Below are 13355 nucleotides of genomic sequence, written 5' to 3' on the forward strand. Positions count from 1 at the left end.
GCCCCGCCGAGGAGGGCCCATGTCACCGCGCTCCGCCAAACCCGCGTCCCGGGACGCCGTGCACCACCCCGTCTTCGCCCGCTTCTACGCACGCCAGAGCGTGGCCGCCGAGCCCGTGATCTCCGTTCACCGCAAGGAACTCCTCGCCGGGCTCTCCGGCCGGGCGATCGAGGTCGGAGCGGGCAACGGGCTGAACTTCGCGTACTACCCGGGCGCGGTCTCCGAGGTCGTGGCGATCGAACCGGAGCGTGTGCTGCGGCGGCTGGCGGTCGCCGCGGCCCTGCGCGCCGACGTTCCCGTCGACGTCGTGCCGGGCGCCGCCGAGGCGCTGCCCGTCAAGAGCGAGGCGTTCGACGCGGCCGTCGCCTCGCTCGTGCTGTGCAGCGTGCGCGACGTGAAGCGGGCGCTGGGCGAGCTGCGCCGCGTCCTGCGGCCCGGCGGTGAGCTGCGCTTCTTCGAGCACGGCCGGGCCCCGGGCACCCTGATGGCGGCCACCCAGCGCGCCCTGGACCGCACGGTGTGGCCCCCGCTCTTCGGCGGCTGCCACGTCTCGCGGGACACGCTGGGCGCGCTGCGCGACGCGGGCTTCGAACTCGGCGCGTACCGCCGCCTCCTGGTGCCCGCGAGGGGACCGCGCCTGCCCACCTCGTACTGCGTGCTCGGCACGGCCCGCCGCCCGGACGCCTCCTGACACCCGGGATGGATGCGGCGGGAGCCCGGCGGTCCACAGGTTCACAGACTCCACTGCCTCAGCCGCTCCGCGATCGCGTGCACGCTCGCGCCGTCCTCCTTCACCAGACGGGCCAGGTCGCGCACCTGCTCGGGGGAGGTGACGACCTTCAGGCCGCTGGAGACGAGATAGGCGTACGCGACGGAGGAGGCGAAGAGCGCGTTCGAACGTTCAAGGGCGGGGATGTGGAGGAGCAGTTGCAGGAGCGCCGCGGCCCGGTCGTGCGGCGTCTCGTACACGGGCATGCCGAATATCTCCGCCTCGTGCCGGCTGAGGGCTGCGACGAGCGCTCCCCAGTCGGTGACCTGGGGGTCTCCGGGCGTCTTGTGTTCGGCGATCATCAGGAGCCAGGCAAGATCTATTCTGAGGTCCAACGGCTCAACGACGACCTTCACCGAGCGGCCGCGCGGCTTCGTGCGGGGCACGCGCGCAGTGGAGGGTCTCCCGGACGGGGCGGGCGCCTTCGCGCTCCGCGCCGAACTCCTCGGCGAAGACGGTCTCGTACTGCTTCATGAAGTCGGCCGCCGCTTCGACGAACGTATGCCCGACCTCACCGGCGTCCTGTTTCACGAGTTCCTCGATGTAGCGGTTCACGCTCATGCCTCGGGCCAGGGCGCGCTCCCGCGCGGCCCGGGCGGTGTCCTCGTCCACCCGCACGTTCAGCTGAGTCTTCGCCATGCCTTCAAGCTAGCGCCGGGGTGCTAGCACGACAAGGCCGTCAGGACCATGTCCCTTACATACGTCGACGGGTACCGACCTCGGAGGGATACCGCGGGCCCGGTCCGCCCCACTACTCTTCGCCGGACTACGGGAGTTGGAACGGTCACAACCCAGGAGGGGCCTTGTCCACACCTGCTTCGGCACCGTTCACCGGCCGCTCGGGGGCCGCCGGGATCGCCGCGCGCGCCCGCGGCCTGACCAAGGCGTACGGCTCGGGCGAGACGACCGTGCTCGCCCTCGACTCGGTCGACGTCGACATCGCGCGCGAGCGTTTCACCGCCGTCATGGGTCCCTCCGGTTCGGGGAAGTCCACGCTGATGCACTGCCTGGCCGGGCTCGACAACGTCTCGGCGGGCCAGGTGTGGCTCGGCGACACGGAGATAACCGGCCTCAAGGAGCGGGAGCTGACGCGGCTGCGGCGCGACCGCGTCGGGTTCATGTTCCAGTCGTTCAACCTCATCCCCACGCTCAACGCGCTGGAGAACATGACGCTTCCGATGGACATCGCGGGGCAGCGGCCCGACCAGGCGTGGGTGGAGCATGTGATCGACACGCTGGGGCTGCGGGACCGGCTGAAGCACCGCCCCGCACAGCTGTCCGGAGGGCAGCAGCAGCGGGTGGCCTGTGCGCGGGCGCTGGCGTCGAAGCCGGAGCTGATCTTCGCCGACGAGCCGACGGGCAACCTCGACTCGCGGGCCGGTCTGGAGGTCCTCGGCTTTCTGCGGGACGCGGTCGACCAGCTCGGCCAGACCGTCGTCATGGTGACCCACGACCCCGGCGCCGCCGCCCACTCCGACCTGGTCCTCTTCCTCGGCGACGGACGGATCGTGGACGACATGGAGCGCCCGACGGCGGAGGCGGTGCTCGAACGCATGAAGCGGTTCGACGCGCTGGGCCTCCACAGCAAGCCGGGCGGTCACGCGCCCACCGACGGCGCGTCCGAGCAGAGCTGAGCCAAGGGGTAACGGTGCTGAAGGCAACGCTCAGGAGCTTCCTCGCGCACAAGGGCCGGCTCGTGCTCTCCGCCCTCGCGGTCATTCTCTCGGTCGCGTTCGTCGCGGGCAGCCTCATCTTCTCGGACACGGTGACCCGCACCTTCGACCGCCTGTTCGCCTCCACATCGGCCGATGTGACGGTCGCGCCGAAGGAGGACCTCGACGAGTCGGTGCCCTCCGGGCGGACGCCGACCGTGCCCGCGAGCCTGAAGGCGAAGGTGGCGAAGGTCGAGGGCGTCGCAGACGCCCACCTCGACGCGTCCGTCCAGAACATCACCGTCGTCGACCGCGACAACGAATCGGTGGGCCCGACGACCGGCGCGCCGACCATCGCCACCAACTGGTACCCCACCGACCGCAGCCCCGTGGAGCTCACCTCGGGCCACGCCCCGCGCGGCGCGGGCCAGGCGATGCTGGACGCGGACACGGCCGACAAGAAGGACGTGGAGCTCGGCGACACCCTCACGATCCTGGCCCGCCCCGGCTCGTTCAAGGTCGAGATCGTGGGCATCGCCACCTTCACCACCACGAACCCCGGCGCCGCCCTCGTCTTCCTGGACACCCCGACCGCCCAGCGCAGGCTCCTCGGCTCGACGGACGCGGCGACGAGCGTCTCGGTGACCGCCGCCGAGGGCGTCGACGACGACACGCTGAAACGCCGGATCGCCGCCGAGGTCGGCGCGGGCTACGACCTGGAGACCGCCGACGAACAGGCCGAGTCCGCCGCGTCCTCGCTCGGCGGCTTCCTGGACGTCATCAAGTACGTGATGCTCGGCTTCGCCGGTGTCGCCGTACTCGTGGGCGTCTTCCTGATCGTCAACACGTTCTCGATGCTGATCGCGCAGCGCACCCGCGAACTGGGCCTGCTGCGCGCGCTCGGCGCGGACCGCAGGCAGGTGCGCCGCTCCGTGCTCATCGAGGCGCTGCTGCTCGGCCTGGTCGGCTCCACGCTGGGCCTTGCCGTCGGCATCGGTCTGGCCCTCGGCCTCATCGAGCTGATGGGGCTGCTCGGGATGAACCTGAAGTCCACGGAGATGGTCGTCAAGTGGGCGACGCCTGTGGCCTCGTACGCCGTCGGGGTCGGTGTCACGTTCCTCGCGGCGTATCTCCCGGCGCGCCGGGCCGCGCAGGTCTCGCCGATGGCGGCGCTCGCTGACGCCGAGATCGCCGGGGTGGGGCGGCCGCTCAAGGTACGGGCCGTGGCGGGTTCCGTCGTCGCGGTGGCCGGGGCCGCGGCTCTGGTGGGCTGTGCGCTGGCCGACAAGACGTCGGCGGCGGCCTCGTATCTCGGGCTCGGCATCGTGCTGACCCTCGTCGCGACCGTCATCGCGGGGCCCCTCCTGGTGCGCCCGGTGATCCGGGTGCTCGGCGGCGCGTTCCCCGCGGTCTTCGGCCCGGTCGGCCGGATGAGCCAGCGCAACGCGCTGCGCAATCCGCGCCGGACAGGAGCGACGGCGGCCGCCCTGATGGTGGGGCTCGCGCTGGTCGGCGGGCTCTCGGTGGCGAGCGCGTCGATGACCAAGTCGTTCGACCGGCAGATCGACGACACGCTGGGCGCGGACTTCGTCGTGCAGAACAGCAACTTCATGCCCTTCTCGGCGGAGATCACCGGGAAGGTCCGGGACACCGACGGCGCGGGTCTCGTCGTACGCCAGCGCTTCAGCCCCATCGAACTGGCGCTCCCCGACGGCAGAAGCGTCGAGTCGACCGCGGCGGGCTACGACCCGCGGCTCGATGACGTCGCCAACGTCACATACGCGCAGGGGAGTTCACGTGCCGCGCTCGCGCCCGGGCACATCGGCATGGACAAGGAGTTCGCGCGGGAACACGAGGTGCGTGTCGGTGACGTGCTGAAGGCGACGTTCCCCGGCGGGCGCGAGGCGAAGCTGACGGTGGGGGCGCTCACCGATCAGGACTCGCCCGAGGGGTTCGGCATCGAGGGCGGACTCTTCCTGGGGCTCGGCACGGTCGAGAAGTACGTGCCGGACGGGCAGGACTCGGCGGTGTACGTCAACGCCGCCGCGGGCACGGACGCGGACACCCTGCGCGAGCGCCTCGACAAGACCCTCGATCCGTACCCGCAGGTGCAGGTGCGCGACCAGGCGGACTACAAGGAGCTGATCCGGCAGCAGATAGCCGTGATGCTCTACCTCGTCTACGCACTGCTCGGCCTCGCGATCGTCATCGCCGTCCTCGGTGTGGTCAACACCCTCGCCCTGTCCGTCGTGGAGCGCACCCGGGAGATCGGGCTGCTGCGCGCCATTGGGCTCGGGCGGCGTCAGCTGCGCCGGATGATCCGCCTGGAGTCGGTGGTGATCGCGGTGTTCGGGGCGCTGCTCGGCCTCGCGCTCGGTCTGGTCTGGGGCGTCGCCGTGCAGCAGGTGCTGGCGCTCCAGGGCATGAAGGAACTCGCGTTCCCCTGGCCGACGATCGTCGCGGTGGTGATCGGCTCGGTGGTCGTGGGCCTCGCCGCGGCGCTGCTGCCCGCGCTGCGTGCGTCCCGTATGAATGTGCTGGCGGCCATCGCGCACGAGTGAGGGGTGGGCCCCGGGCCGGATGTCCGGCCCGGGGACGTCCACCCGCTGTCAACCCCGACGCAGGGATGCCAGGTACGCGCGCAGGGTGCGGCCGGTGCGCTCGGAGCTCCAGATCTTCAGCACCTCGCCGTCGTCCAACTCCTGGGCTGCGCTGATGCGCTGGTGGGTCGGCCGGTGGAGTTGGCGCTTGGAGAGGGCGTAGACGTCCGACGGCGCGCGGCACAGCTCTTCCGCTCGCAGCAGCGCGTTGGTGAGCAGGTGGTCCGGCTCGACGAGTTCGTGCACCAGGCCGATCGAGAGGGCCTGTTGGGGCGTCAGGCGGCCGGCGCCCAGCACCATCGCGTCGAGTGCCGGACCGATGGCATGGCGCACGACCTCCAGGCACACCGTGGGGAAGGGCACCCCGGCGGCGAGTTCGGTGAGCCCGATGGAGCCGCCGGACATCAGCCGCATGTCGCAGGCGGCGGCGAGCACGCATCCGCCGGCCAGGGCGTGCCCGTTGACGGCCCCGACCACCGGCCTCGGATGCTCGAACAGGGCGAGCGTCGCTCGGTGCAGGGCGGGGAGGAAGGTGTCGGTGTAGTCCAGGCCGCCGTCGATCACCCGTTTGAGGTCCACCCCCGCCGAGAAGGAGCGCCCGCTGCCGGTCAGCACGACAGCGCGGGCATCGCCGACGGCCGCCAAGGTGTCGGCGATCTGCGTGAGCAGCTCCCGGTCCAGTGCGTTCACCGGCCCGTGGTCCAGTGTCAGGATGGCGATGCCGTCGTGGTCGGATACGTCAATCACTCGTCGGTCCTTGTCTGTAGGCCCCGCTGTCCGTAGGCCCCGCTGTCCGTAGGCCTCGCTGTCCGTAGGCCTCGCGTATCCGCGCCTATCAGTCCGCGTACCCCTCCAGGTCGGTGAGCGGGATCTTCGACACCGTGTACGTGCCCTGCCCGGCCGCCACCAGCTTGCCGCTGTCGCTGTAGATGTCACTGCGCGCGACGTAGATCGTCTTTCCCGCGGTCACCACCTTGCCGAGGGCGTAGACGCCCTCCTTCTGGACCGGTCGGATCAGGTTGATGTGGTAGTCGACTGTCAGGACGCTGAAGGTCTCCTCCATCGAGTTGGCCGCCACGAACCCGGCCGTGTCCCCGACCTCGAACATCATGGCGGCGTGCAGGAAGTCCGCGTTCTGGGTGAGGTCGCCGTGGAACGGAATGGCCACCCGTGCGGCCCCGGCCTCCTCGATCTCGATGGTCTTGTTCAGGAATCGGGAGATCTTGCAGCTCATGCAGCAACGGGTGAGCTTCTCGAAGTGCGTCGACACAGTACTCAGTACTCCTCTATGGACAGCGGCACGGTTATGCCAGGGACACGACGAGGCTGGCGTTGATCCCGCCGAACCCGAATGCGTTGATCAGACAGCGACGTATCCTCATCCCCCGCACTTCGCGGGCGATGTCGACCTTGACGAACTCCGGGTCGGTCTCCTTCAGGTTCAGCGTGGGAGGGACGGCCTGGTGGCGGAGTGCCATGAGGGCACTGGCGAGATTCAGCGGACCGTTCGCGGCGAACGTGTACCCCATATGTCCCTTGACCGACGTGACAACCGGCTTCTGATCACTGTCCGCGGTGAGCGCGCGCAACGCCTCCAGCTCGGCGGCATCGCCCTGGACCATGCCGGATGCCTGTGCGAACACGCAGTCGATCGCGTCCGGTCCCACCTCGGCGTCGGCGACCGCGCCGCTCATGCACCGGGTGACGTGGCGGGTCGAGATACCCGTGAGGTCGTCACCACCGCTGTTGGAGTCGAAGCCGGTCAGTTCGCCATGGATCACCGCGCCGCGCGCTTCGGCGTGCGCACGGTCCTCCAGTACGAAGACGGCGGCCGCTTCGCCGACGACGATCCCGTCCCGTGAGCGGTCGAACGGGCGGGGCGTGGTCTCCGGCTCGTCGTACCGGCTGAGCGCCTTCATCGCCTGGAAGCCGGAGTAGGTGATCGGAGTGATGACCGCCTCGGCTCCGCCGGCGATCGCCCAGGTGCGGTCACCGGACCGGATCGCGCGCATCGCCTGCCCGATCGCCTGGCTGCCGCTCGCGCAGGCACCGGCGATCGTGACCTGTTCCTCCTCGATGCCGTGGCGCAGCGCGATCGCGCTCGCCGCCATGTTGGGGATGAGCGAGGGGATCAGGAACGGACTGGTCCTCCGCACTCCCTGTTGCTCCTGTCTGAGCACGCCCGCCTCGATGCTGGGCAGTCCGCCCATGGCCACGCCCAGGTACACGCCGCATCCCGGCGGGTACCGGCGGTGCGCCGGGCGCCCACCTGTCTCGTGCTCCGCGGCCGCGGAGAAGCCGCTGTCCTCAAGTGCTCGATCGGCGGCGAACAGCGCGTAGCGCACGAAGGCACTCATGCGTTTCATCTCGAACCGGAGCGGGCCGGGGGCGAACGTGACAACGGAGTCGTCGATCTGACCGGCATGGCGGCTGTGGAACCGGCCGGGGTCGAAGCGTGTCAGTGGAGCGATCCCGGAACGTCCGGCGACGAGCCCCTGCCACACCTCGTCGGCCGTTGAGCCGAGCGGGCAGACCACACCCATCCCGGTGACCACCACGCCGTGTCCTGGCACTTCGAGGCCGTGTCAGGCTTGCTGTCCAGCCGCGTCCACTGTCCGCCGTATGTACTGCTCGAGGTCCTGCATGGTCTGCAGTTCGTCCATGACGGACTCGTCGAAGTCGACGCCGAAGCAGTCCTCCAGGAAGAGGAGCAGCTCGACCATCTTGAGCGAACTCATGCCTTCGATGGAGTTGCCGATGTTCGACTGTGGAGTCAGGTGGGACACATCGGCTTCGACGAACTCGCCGATGTGCCGGACGATCTTCTCGAAAAGCTCCTGGTCGTGCTTCTGCTCCTGCTTCTCATCCTGCATCGGGTGGCCCTCCAGAGGTCACGCTCGTCGGCTCGTCGGTACGTGGGAACGGCGCGGAGCGTTCCTCGATGATCTTTCGGCAGAGATGGCGCTGGACCTTGCCGCTGGTGGTCCGGGGAAGCTGCGCCCGCCGGATCCAGTGGAGGGTGACGCCGCTGATCCCGAACGCCTCGGCCAGCGCGCCGCGCACCTGGTCGGTGACGGCCTGCCGGTCGCGGCCCTCACCGATCCGCTCGTCGAGAAGGAGATGCAGCTGCTCGGTGAGCAGCGTCGGGTCGGGGACGCCGACCGCCACGACCGCGGGGGTGCGCGGGCTCTGTGCGACGGCTTCGACGAACCTCTCGATCTGGTCGGGTATGTAATTGCGACCGGAGATGATCACGATCTCCTTGCGGCGACCGGTGACGTACAGCTCCCCGTCGAGCTGATATCCGAGGTCGCCGGTGCGGAGATAGCCGTCCGGCCGTTTGAGCTGATCGTCGACCGTGACGGTTTCCGTGGTGGATTCTGTGGCGGGTTCCGTAGCGGGTTCCGTAGCGTCCCGTTCCGGGAGGTAGCCGTCGATCAGGCTGGGGCCGGCCACCTCGATCTCACCGATGGCACGGTCGGGCAGCGGCGTCCCGTCCGGGCCGACCACCCTCAGCCGATGGCCCGGAACCGCCGGCCCCACGCACATCATGCTCATGCTGCGGAGATCGTCGGCCGGGCGGGGCTCGGCACGGCCCCTGGCCGAGACGGCCTCCGCGTCCACGCGGTCGACCGAGTAGGGGCGGCCGACGTCCGAGATGGTGGCCGCGAGTGTCGTCTCCGCGAGTCCGTACACGGGCCGCAGCGTCGTTTCGGGCAGGCCGAAAGGACCGAACGCCGCCTGGAATTCGCGCAACGTGGCCTCGTGCACCGGTTCCGCGCCGCACAGAGCGACACGCCAGGACGACAGGTCGAGATCGCCGGGGGGCCGCCGCTTGGCCACGCGCGCGCAGATGTGGAACGCGGAGCTGGGGGCGGGTGAGAGGGTGCCGCGGTGGCGGCTGATCCAACGCAGCCACGACATCGGGTTCCGCAGGAAGTTGAGCGGGTCCGACAGCACCATCGGGATGTGGGCGTGGAGCGCGTACGAGATCCCGATGAGGCCCATGTCGTGGAACAGGGGCAGCCAGCTCACCAGTGAGTCGGTGGGTCTCGCCCGTATCGCCTCGGCGATCGCCCGGACATTGGCGACGATGTTGCCGTGCCGGATCAGGGCCAGCTTGGGGGCTCCGGTCGAGCCGGAGGTCGCCTGGAGATGGGCGAGCGACGCGGGAGTCGCCCGCGGCGAGTCGAGTGGGAGGGGGTCCCCGCGCAGGGCGTCGGGTGTCGTGACCGTGACGGGCAGCAACGGCGCGAGCGTGTCCGCCAGCTCCGGGGCCGCGATGACCGTGGTGGCCCGCGCCTGTTCGGCGAGGCCGCGCAGGTTGGTCGCGTAGTGCGGATTGCCGCCGGTCGGTTCCGCCGCGATGACCGGCACGACTCCCGCGTAAAGGCAGCCCAGATAGACCGAGAGGAAGTCGCGGGAGGTGGGCAGAACGACGACGACGCGGTCCCCCTCCGCGATGCCGTGTGCCTCCAGTCCGGCCACGGTCCGACCGACGAGGCGGCAGACGTCCGCGTAACTGAGTTCGAACTCGTCCTCGGACCTCTCGATGACACGGAACGCCAGCCGGTCCGGGGTGCGGGCGGCGCTGTCGAGCAACGCGCCGATGACGGTCCCTGCTCGTTGATGTCCCGTCATCGAGCGTATTTCTTCACGAATTCCACGTCGGTGCACTTGGAGGAGCGCGCCAGCCAGTCGCGCAGCTCTCCGTGCCGCGCGTCGAAGTCCGCCTTCAACAAGTCCTCCCGCAGTGTCCCGGCCGCGGTGTAGTACGGCTTCTCCAGCTGCTCGAGGAAGTGGATGTGCTGCTGCATTCCGGCGCGGCCGCGGTCGACACTGCGCGCATACGCCTTGAGGCGGGCCCGCCGCTGGGGCCGCGTCTCCACCTCGAACGCCCGCTGGAAGAAGATCCCGTAGCTGTCGAGTATGCCGCGCTGCAGTTCGCTGGGGCGCATCTCGCGCGGGAAGATGCCGACGAACGAGTAGTGCTGGTAGGTCGGGACTTCCATGATGATCCGGTGGTCCTCGACATCCTGGCGCGCCCCGTACAGCAGATTCTGGAAGGGATATTCCGCGAGGCACACGAACACCGGGTGCATGATGCGGGCGTCGGCGCACCAGCGCGCGGTGGCCTCGATCGCCTGCCGGTCCTGGACGTCGAGCCCGAAGATGATCGCGGAGTGAATGGCTATGTCGTTCTCGGCGAAGCGCAGCAGGCGCCGGGTCTGCTCGGAGGGGTCGACCCGCTTGTTGAACGCCTGGAGGACACTCGGGTCCTCCGATTCCACTCCCAGGCAGTACTCGTCGAACCCCGACCGCTTGAGGTCGAGGACCAGGTCCATGTCGTCGGCGTGGTTGACCCGGCTCATGGCGATGAACTTGTAGTCGCGGTCCCGGAATGCCTCGGCGATTTCACGGCAGTAGCTCTTGCGGGTCGTGAAGTTCAGATCCGTGACATAGAAGCGGTTGCATCCGGTCTGCTGGTAGATGGCATCCAGCTCGTTGCGGACGTCTTCCACCGTCTTGGTGCGGAACCGCCGTCCGAGCAGGCGGATCGCATAGCAGAAGGAGCAGTCGAACGGGCACCCGCGCGACATCGAGACCGTGGCCCAGTGAAGCTTCGGCGCGCGCTTGAGGAACTCCGGGTTGATCGCGTGGTCGATGTTCCCGTAACGGGCGATCTTGTTCAGGGTCAGCTCGCCGTTGGCTCCGATGTAGGCCAGGTTGTCGACCTCGGTGAGGGGGTCGCCGGCCTCCAGCGCGTTGATCAGCTGGACGGCGGGGATCTCGCCCTCGGCGATCACCGCGTAATCCGCGTAGCGCAGTGCCTCGTAGGGTGCGAACGCGGCGTGCGGTCCGCCCATGATGACCACGCAGCCGGGGCGTTTGGCGCGCTGTATCAACTCGAGCGCCTGGAGGTTCGACCAGAAGTGGGTGGCCAGCGCCGAGATCAGGATGTAGTCGTAGCTCGCCAGGGGAAAGTCCTCCGGCTTCTCACCCCAGAACATCTGGCACATCTCGACCCGGGCGTCCGGGTACTCCTGCTGGACGAAGGACGCGACGTAGTAGATCCCGTCGTTGTAGGTCGTCGCGAGTGTGGACGCGTCGGGGTACGCCTCGTGGAAACCCAGCTGCACGCAGAGGATGTTGAGGCTTCTCATGACGCGGATCCCGACTGGCTCAGCGGCGTCGCGCCGTGGCGGCGCGCGAACTCTTTCCGTACCTTCGCCTTCATTTCCTGCTTGAGCCTGGCGGCGATCCGGTCAGGGTCGTTGACCCGGCGCTGCGCCCACGCGAGCAGGTCACGTGCCTCACTGCGGTTCATCTTCGGGTGCTTCCACACCAGGTTGTACAGATCGTGCTTGCTGAGGTCCGGTTCGTCGACCAGGTGCTCCATCTGCCGGTAGAGGCGGGTGCCGTGGAACGGGGTCAGCAGCGTCAGCTGACAGGCGAACAGCCCTTCCTCACTCAGCTGCTCGATGTCGAACCGCATGTCCTCGATGCTGTCCTCGGCGAAACCGACCATGAAGGTGCCGAGCGCCCGGCGGCCATTGTCGATCAGCTCGCGGACCGTCTGCCGGACGTTGTAGACGTCGTCGCGCTTCTTCACGTCGGCGATGTTCTTGTCCCGATACGACTCGATACCGACGATCGCACCGTCCATATAGCGGTCGGTCAGCTCGGGAATTCTGCCCCGGATCAGGTCGGCTCGGGTGAGGCAGATCCAGGGGAGTTCGCGCTCCGCCAGCGCGTCCACCACCTGCTCGGCCAGGGCGTTGGTGAGGAAGAAACTCTCGTCATAGATGATGACGTGAGCGACGTCGGCTTCCCGGTACGCGTCGAGTGCCGCGTACGTGTCCTCCATGAAGATGGCTTCTTCTTTGGGATTGAAGATCGGCGTCGAACAGAAGGTGCAGCCGATATTGCACCCGCGCTTCGAATACAAGTAGCCGACCGGAGATTTCATCCCGCGGAAACCGCTCTCGCCCAGCATGGCCGGGTGTCGCACACGTGGCAGCGGCGTGCCGTAGACGTACTGGTGGATCGGCGCCTCGCCCGCACCCTTTATCTTCTTGGTGAAGTATTCGTCGATTCCCGGGGAGAGGACACCGTAGTTGCCGGCCCATATCTCCGGTACACCGGCCTCGCGTGCGACCTTCGCCATCTCGATCGCGACGGGCGTCGACCAGGTGTAGAAGCTGATGCCGACCATGTCCCACGTCTCGGACTGCAGGGCGGTGAGGTACTCGTCCCAGGTGGGGTACTCAAGGATTTCGACGTCCGGCACGTTGCACTTGATAAAGCTGAGTCCGGTCGGTGGACAGGTGACGGAGAGCCGGTCCTCAAGATCTACCGCGCAGGTCCAGGCCATATATGTGTCGGTCCGGTCGTACCAGTTCCCACCGATACCGTCGGACTCGATCAGGGCCTCCTTCGGAGCGGTCGTGAGGAGCACTCTCTTCATCCGCTGTTCCCCTTCGCCTCAACCGGCCCGCAATACCAGAACTATTTTATTTATCATTCACACATTCATGCACAGATTTTTGACTCTAGGATCGGCGAAACCCTGTGTCAACCCATGGAACAACCCGGTTATTAGAGCCACTGAATTCACGCCAACCGGCCGAGGTCCGGTTGTCCGATCCGGACGCGCCGTTTCCCCACGTACGTGACGTGTGGGCGCTCCGAGGGGCGGCAGAAGCGGAGTCTCTCCGGGCCCGGACAACTCGGCCGGAACCATGCGGAGAAACCGGTCGCCAGATCAACCGGCGCTCTGCTTGGCTCTTCCCATGAGCGATCTCTACATCCGCCACGCCACCCTCGCCGACATCGACGCCGTACTGCTGTTCTGGCGCGACGCCGCGGAAGGGACCAGCATCAGCGACGACCACGACGGCGTGGCCCGACTCATCACACGCGACCCCGAAGCCCTGCTGCTCGCGGAGCGCGACGGCCTCCTCACCGGCACCGTGATAGCCGGCTTCGACGGATGGCGATGCTCCGCCTACCGCCTCGCCGTCCACCCCGATCACCGCCGCCAGGGCGTGGGGTCGGCGCTGCTGGCCGCCGCGGAGGACAGGTTCGCACGCCTCGGCGGGCGACGGGTCGACGCCATGGTCCTGGACCGCAACGAACTGGCCCACCACGCGTGGCGCGCGGCGGGCTACGGCCCCGAACCGCAGTGGAGCCGCTGGGTGAAGCCCCTCACCCACTGAGTCCGGCCGCAGGGCCCTCCAGGGGGTTCGAGAGCGGCTTTGCTGGTCCTTTACCATGGTCGTCACACTCGTATTCGACTGAAAGGTGTGAGCGTCCGCCCATGGGCGAGCCTCC

Annotated in this window: 13 protein-coding genes; 4 read left to right on the forward strand and 9 right to left on the reverse strand. The window is 68.4% G+C overall.

What is annotated here, in order from left to right; translation table 11 throughout:
* Positions 1-19: 19 nt before the first annotated feature.
* Entirely contained in the window at positions 20-691 is a 672-nt protein-coding gene (locus tag ACWDZ7_RS32155) for a class I SAM-dependent methyltransferase (protein ID WP_451801881.1), read from the forward strand.
* A gap of 41 nt (positions 692-732) precedes the next feature.
* On the opposite strand, the gene ACWDZ7_RS32160 is transcribed toward ACWDZ7_RS32155, so the two are convergent.
* Positions 733-1104, reverse strand: a complete 372-nt coding sequence (locus tag ACWDZ7_RS32160; RefSeq protein ID WP_451514837.1) for a fic family toxin-antitoxin system, toxin component — start codon at positions 1102-1104, stop codon at positions 733-735.
* 4 nt (positions 1105-1108) lie between these two features.
* On the reverse strand, positions 1109-1408 hold the full coding sequence (locus ACWDZ7_RS32165; RefSeq protein WP_451801883.1) for an antitoxin: 300 nt from the start codon (positions 1406-1408) through the stop codon (positions 1109-1111).
* Positions 1409-1572: 164 nt separating this feature from the next.
* On the opposite strand from ACWDZ7_RS32165, the gene ACWDZ7_RS32170 reads away from it, so the two are divergent.
* Together ACWDZ7_RS32170 and ACWDZ7_RS32175 are read left to right on the forward strand one after the other, a co-directional pair.
* Complete coding sequence (locus tag ACWDZ7_RS32170; RefSeq protein ID WP_451801884.1) at positions 1573-2403, forward strand: ABC transporter ATP-binding protein; 831 nt, start codon at positions 1573-1575, stop codon at positions 2401-2403.
* Positions 2404-2417: 14 nt separating this feature from the next.
* Complete coding sequence (locus tag ACWDZ7_RS32175) at positions 2418-4982, forward strand: ABC transporter permease (RefSeq protein ID WP_451801885.1); 2565 nt, start codon at positions 2418-2420, stop codon at positions 4980-4982.
* Positions 4983-5030: 48 nt separating this feature from the next.
* On the opposite strand, the gene ACWDZ7_RS32180 is transcribed toward ACWDZ7_RS32175, so the two are convergent.
* From ACWDZ7_RS32180 to ACWDZ7_RS32210, 7 genes are all read right to left on the reverse strand, one after another.
* Positions 5031-5768, reverse strand: coding sequence for an enoyl-CoA hydratase/isomerase family protein (locus tag ACWDZ7_RS32180; RefSeq protein ID WP_451801887.1), 738 nt, complete (start codon positions 5766-5768; stop codon positions 5031-5033).
* Positions 5769-5856: 88 nt separating this feature from the next.
* Positions 5857-6291 (reverse strand): PaaI family thioesterase, encoded by a 435-nt coding sequence (locus ACWDZ7_RS32185; RefSeq protein WP_451801888.1) that lies wholly within the window; start codon positions 6289-6291, stop codon positions 5857-5859.
* A 34-nt stretch (positions 6292-6325) separates the two neighbouring features.
* Entirely contained in the window at positions 6326-7579 is a 1254-nt protein-coding gene (locus ACWDZ7_RS32190) for a beta-ketoacyl-[acyl-carrier-protein] synthase family protein (protein WP_451801889.1), read from the reverse strand.
* Positions 7580-7606: 27 nt separating this feature from the next.
* Positions 7607-7894 carry an acyl carrier protein gene (locus ACWDZ7_RS32195; protein ID WP_451801891.1) on the reverse strand — a complete coding sequence of 96 codons (288 nt, stop codon included), beginning with the start codon at positions 7892-7894 and terminating at the stop codon, positions 7607-7609.
* Positions 7884-9662: an AMP-binding protein gene (locus ACWDZ7_RS32200; protein ID WP_451801893.1), complete on the reverse strand. Its 1779-nt coding sequence runs from the start codon at positions 9660-9662 to the stop codon at positions 7884-7886. Before ACWDZ7_RS32200 ends, ACWDZ7_RS32195 begins: the two co-directional genes overlap by 11 nt.
* Complete coding sequence (locus tag ACWDZ7_RS32205; protein ID WP_451801895.1) at positions 9659-11185, reverse strand: B12-binding domain-containing radical SAM protein; 1527 nt, start codon at positions 11183-11185, stop codon at positions 9659-9661. Before ACWDZ7_RS32205 ends, ACWDZ7_RS32200 begins: the two co-directional genes overlap by 4 nt.
* Entirely contained in the window at positions 11182-12396 is a 1215-nt protein-coding gene (locus ACWDZ7_RS32210) for a B12-binding domain-containing radical SAM protein (RefSeq protein ID WP_451801897.1), read from the reverse strand. Before ACWDZ7_RS32210 ends, ACWDZ7_RS32205 begins: the two co-directional genes overlap by 4 nt.
* A gap of 418 nt (positions 12397-12814) precedes the next feature.
* On the opposite strand from ACWDZ7_RS32210, the gene ACWDZ7_RS32215 reads away from it, so the two are divergent.
* Positions 12815-13240 (forward strand): GNAT family N-acetyltransferase, encoded by a 426-nt coding sequence (locus ACWDZ7_RS32215; RefSeq protein WP_451801899.1) that lies wholly within the window; start codon positions 12815-12817, stop codon positions 13238-13240.
* The last annotated feature ends 115 nt before the right edge of the window (positions 13241-13355 follow it).

It is taken from the genome of Streptomyces sp. NPDC003032 (genome assembly GCF_053591415.1).

Excerpts from the sequence above, each read along its gene's own strand:
- ACWDZ7_RS32155 (WP_451801881.1), top strand. The coding sequence starts at position 20 with ATGTCACCGCGCTCCGCCAAACCCGCGTCCCGGGACGCCGTGCACCAC.
- ACWDZ7_RS32165 (WP_451801883.1), bottom strand. The coding sequence starts at position 1,408 with ATGGCGAAGACTCAGCTGAACGTGCGGGTGGACGAGGACACCGCCCGG.
- ACWDZ7_RS32195 (WP_451801891.1), bottom strand. The coding sequence starts at position 7,894 with ATGCAGGATGAGAAGCAGGAGCAGAAGCACGACCAGGAGCTTTTCGAG.
- ACWDZ7_RS32200 (WP_451801893.1), bottom strand. The coding sequence starts at position 9,662 with ATGACGGGACATCAACGAGCAGGGACCGTCATCGGCGCGTTGCTCGAC.
- ACWDZ7_RS32205 (WP_451801895.1), bottom strand. The coding sequence starts at position 11,185 with ATGAGAAGCCTCAACATCCTCTGCGTGCAGCTGGGTTTCCACGAGGCG.
- ACWDZ7_RS32210 (WP_451801897.1), bottom strand. The coding sequence starts at position 12,396 with ATGGCCTGGACCTGCGCGGTAGATCTTGAGGACCGGCTCTCCGTCACC.
- ACWDZ7_RS32215 (WP_451801899.1), top strand. The coding sequence starts at position 12,815 with ATGAGCGATCTCTACATCCGCCACGCCACCCTCGCCGACATCGACGCC.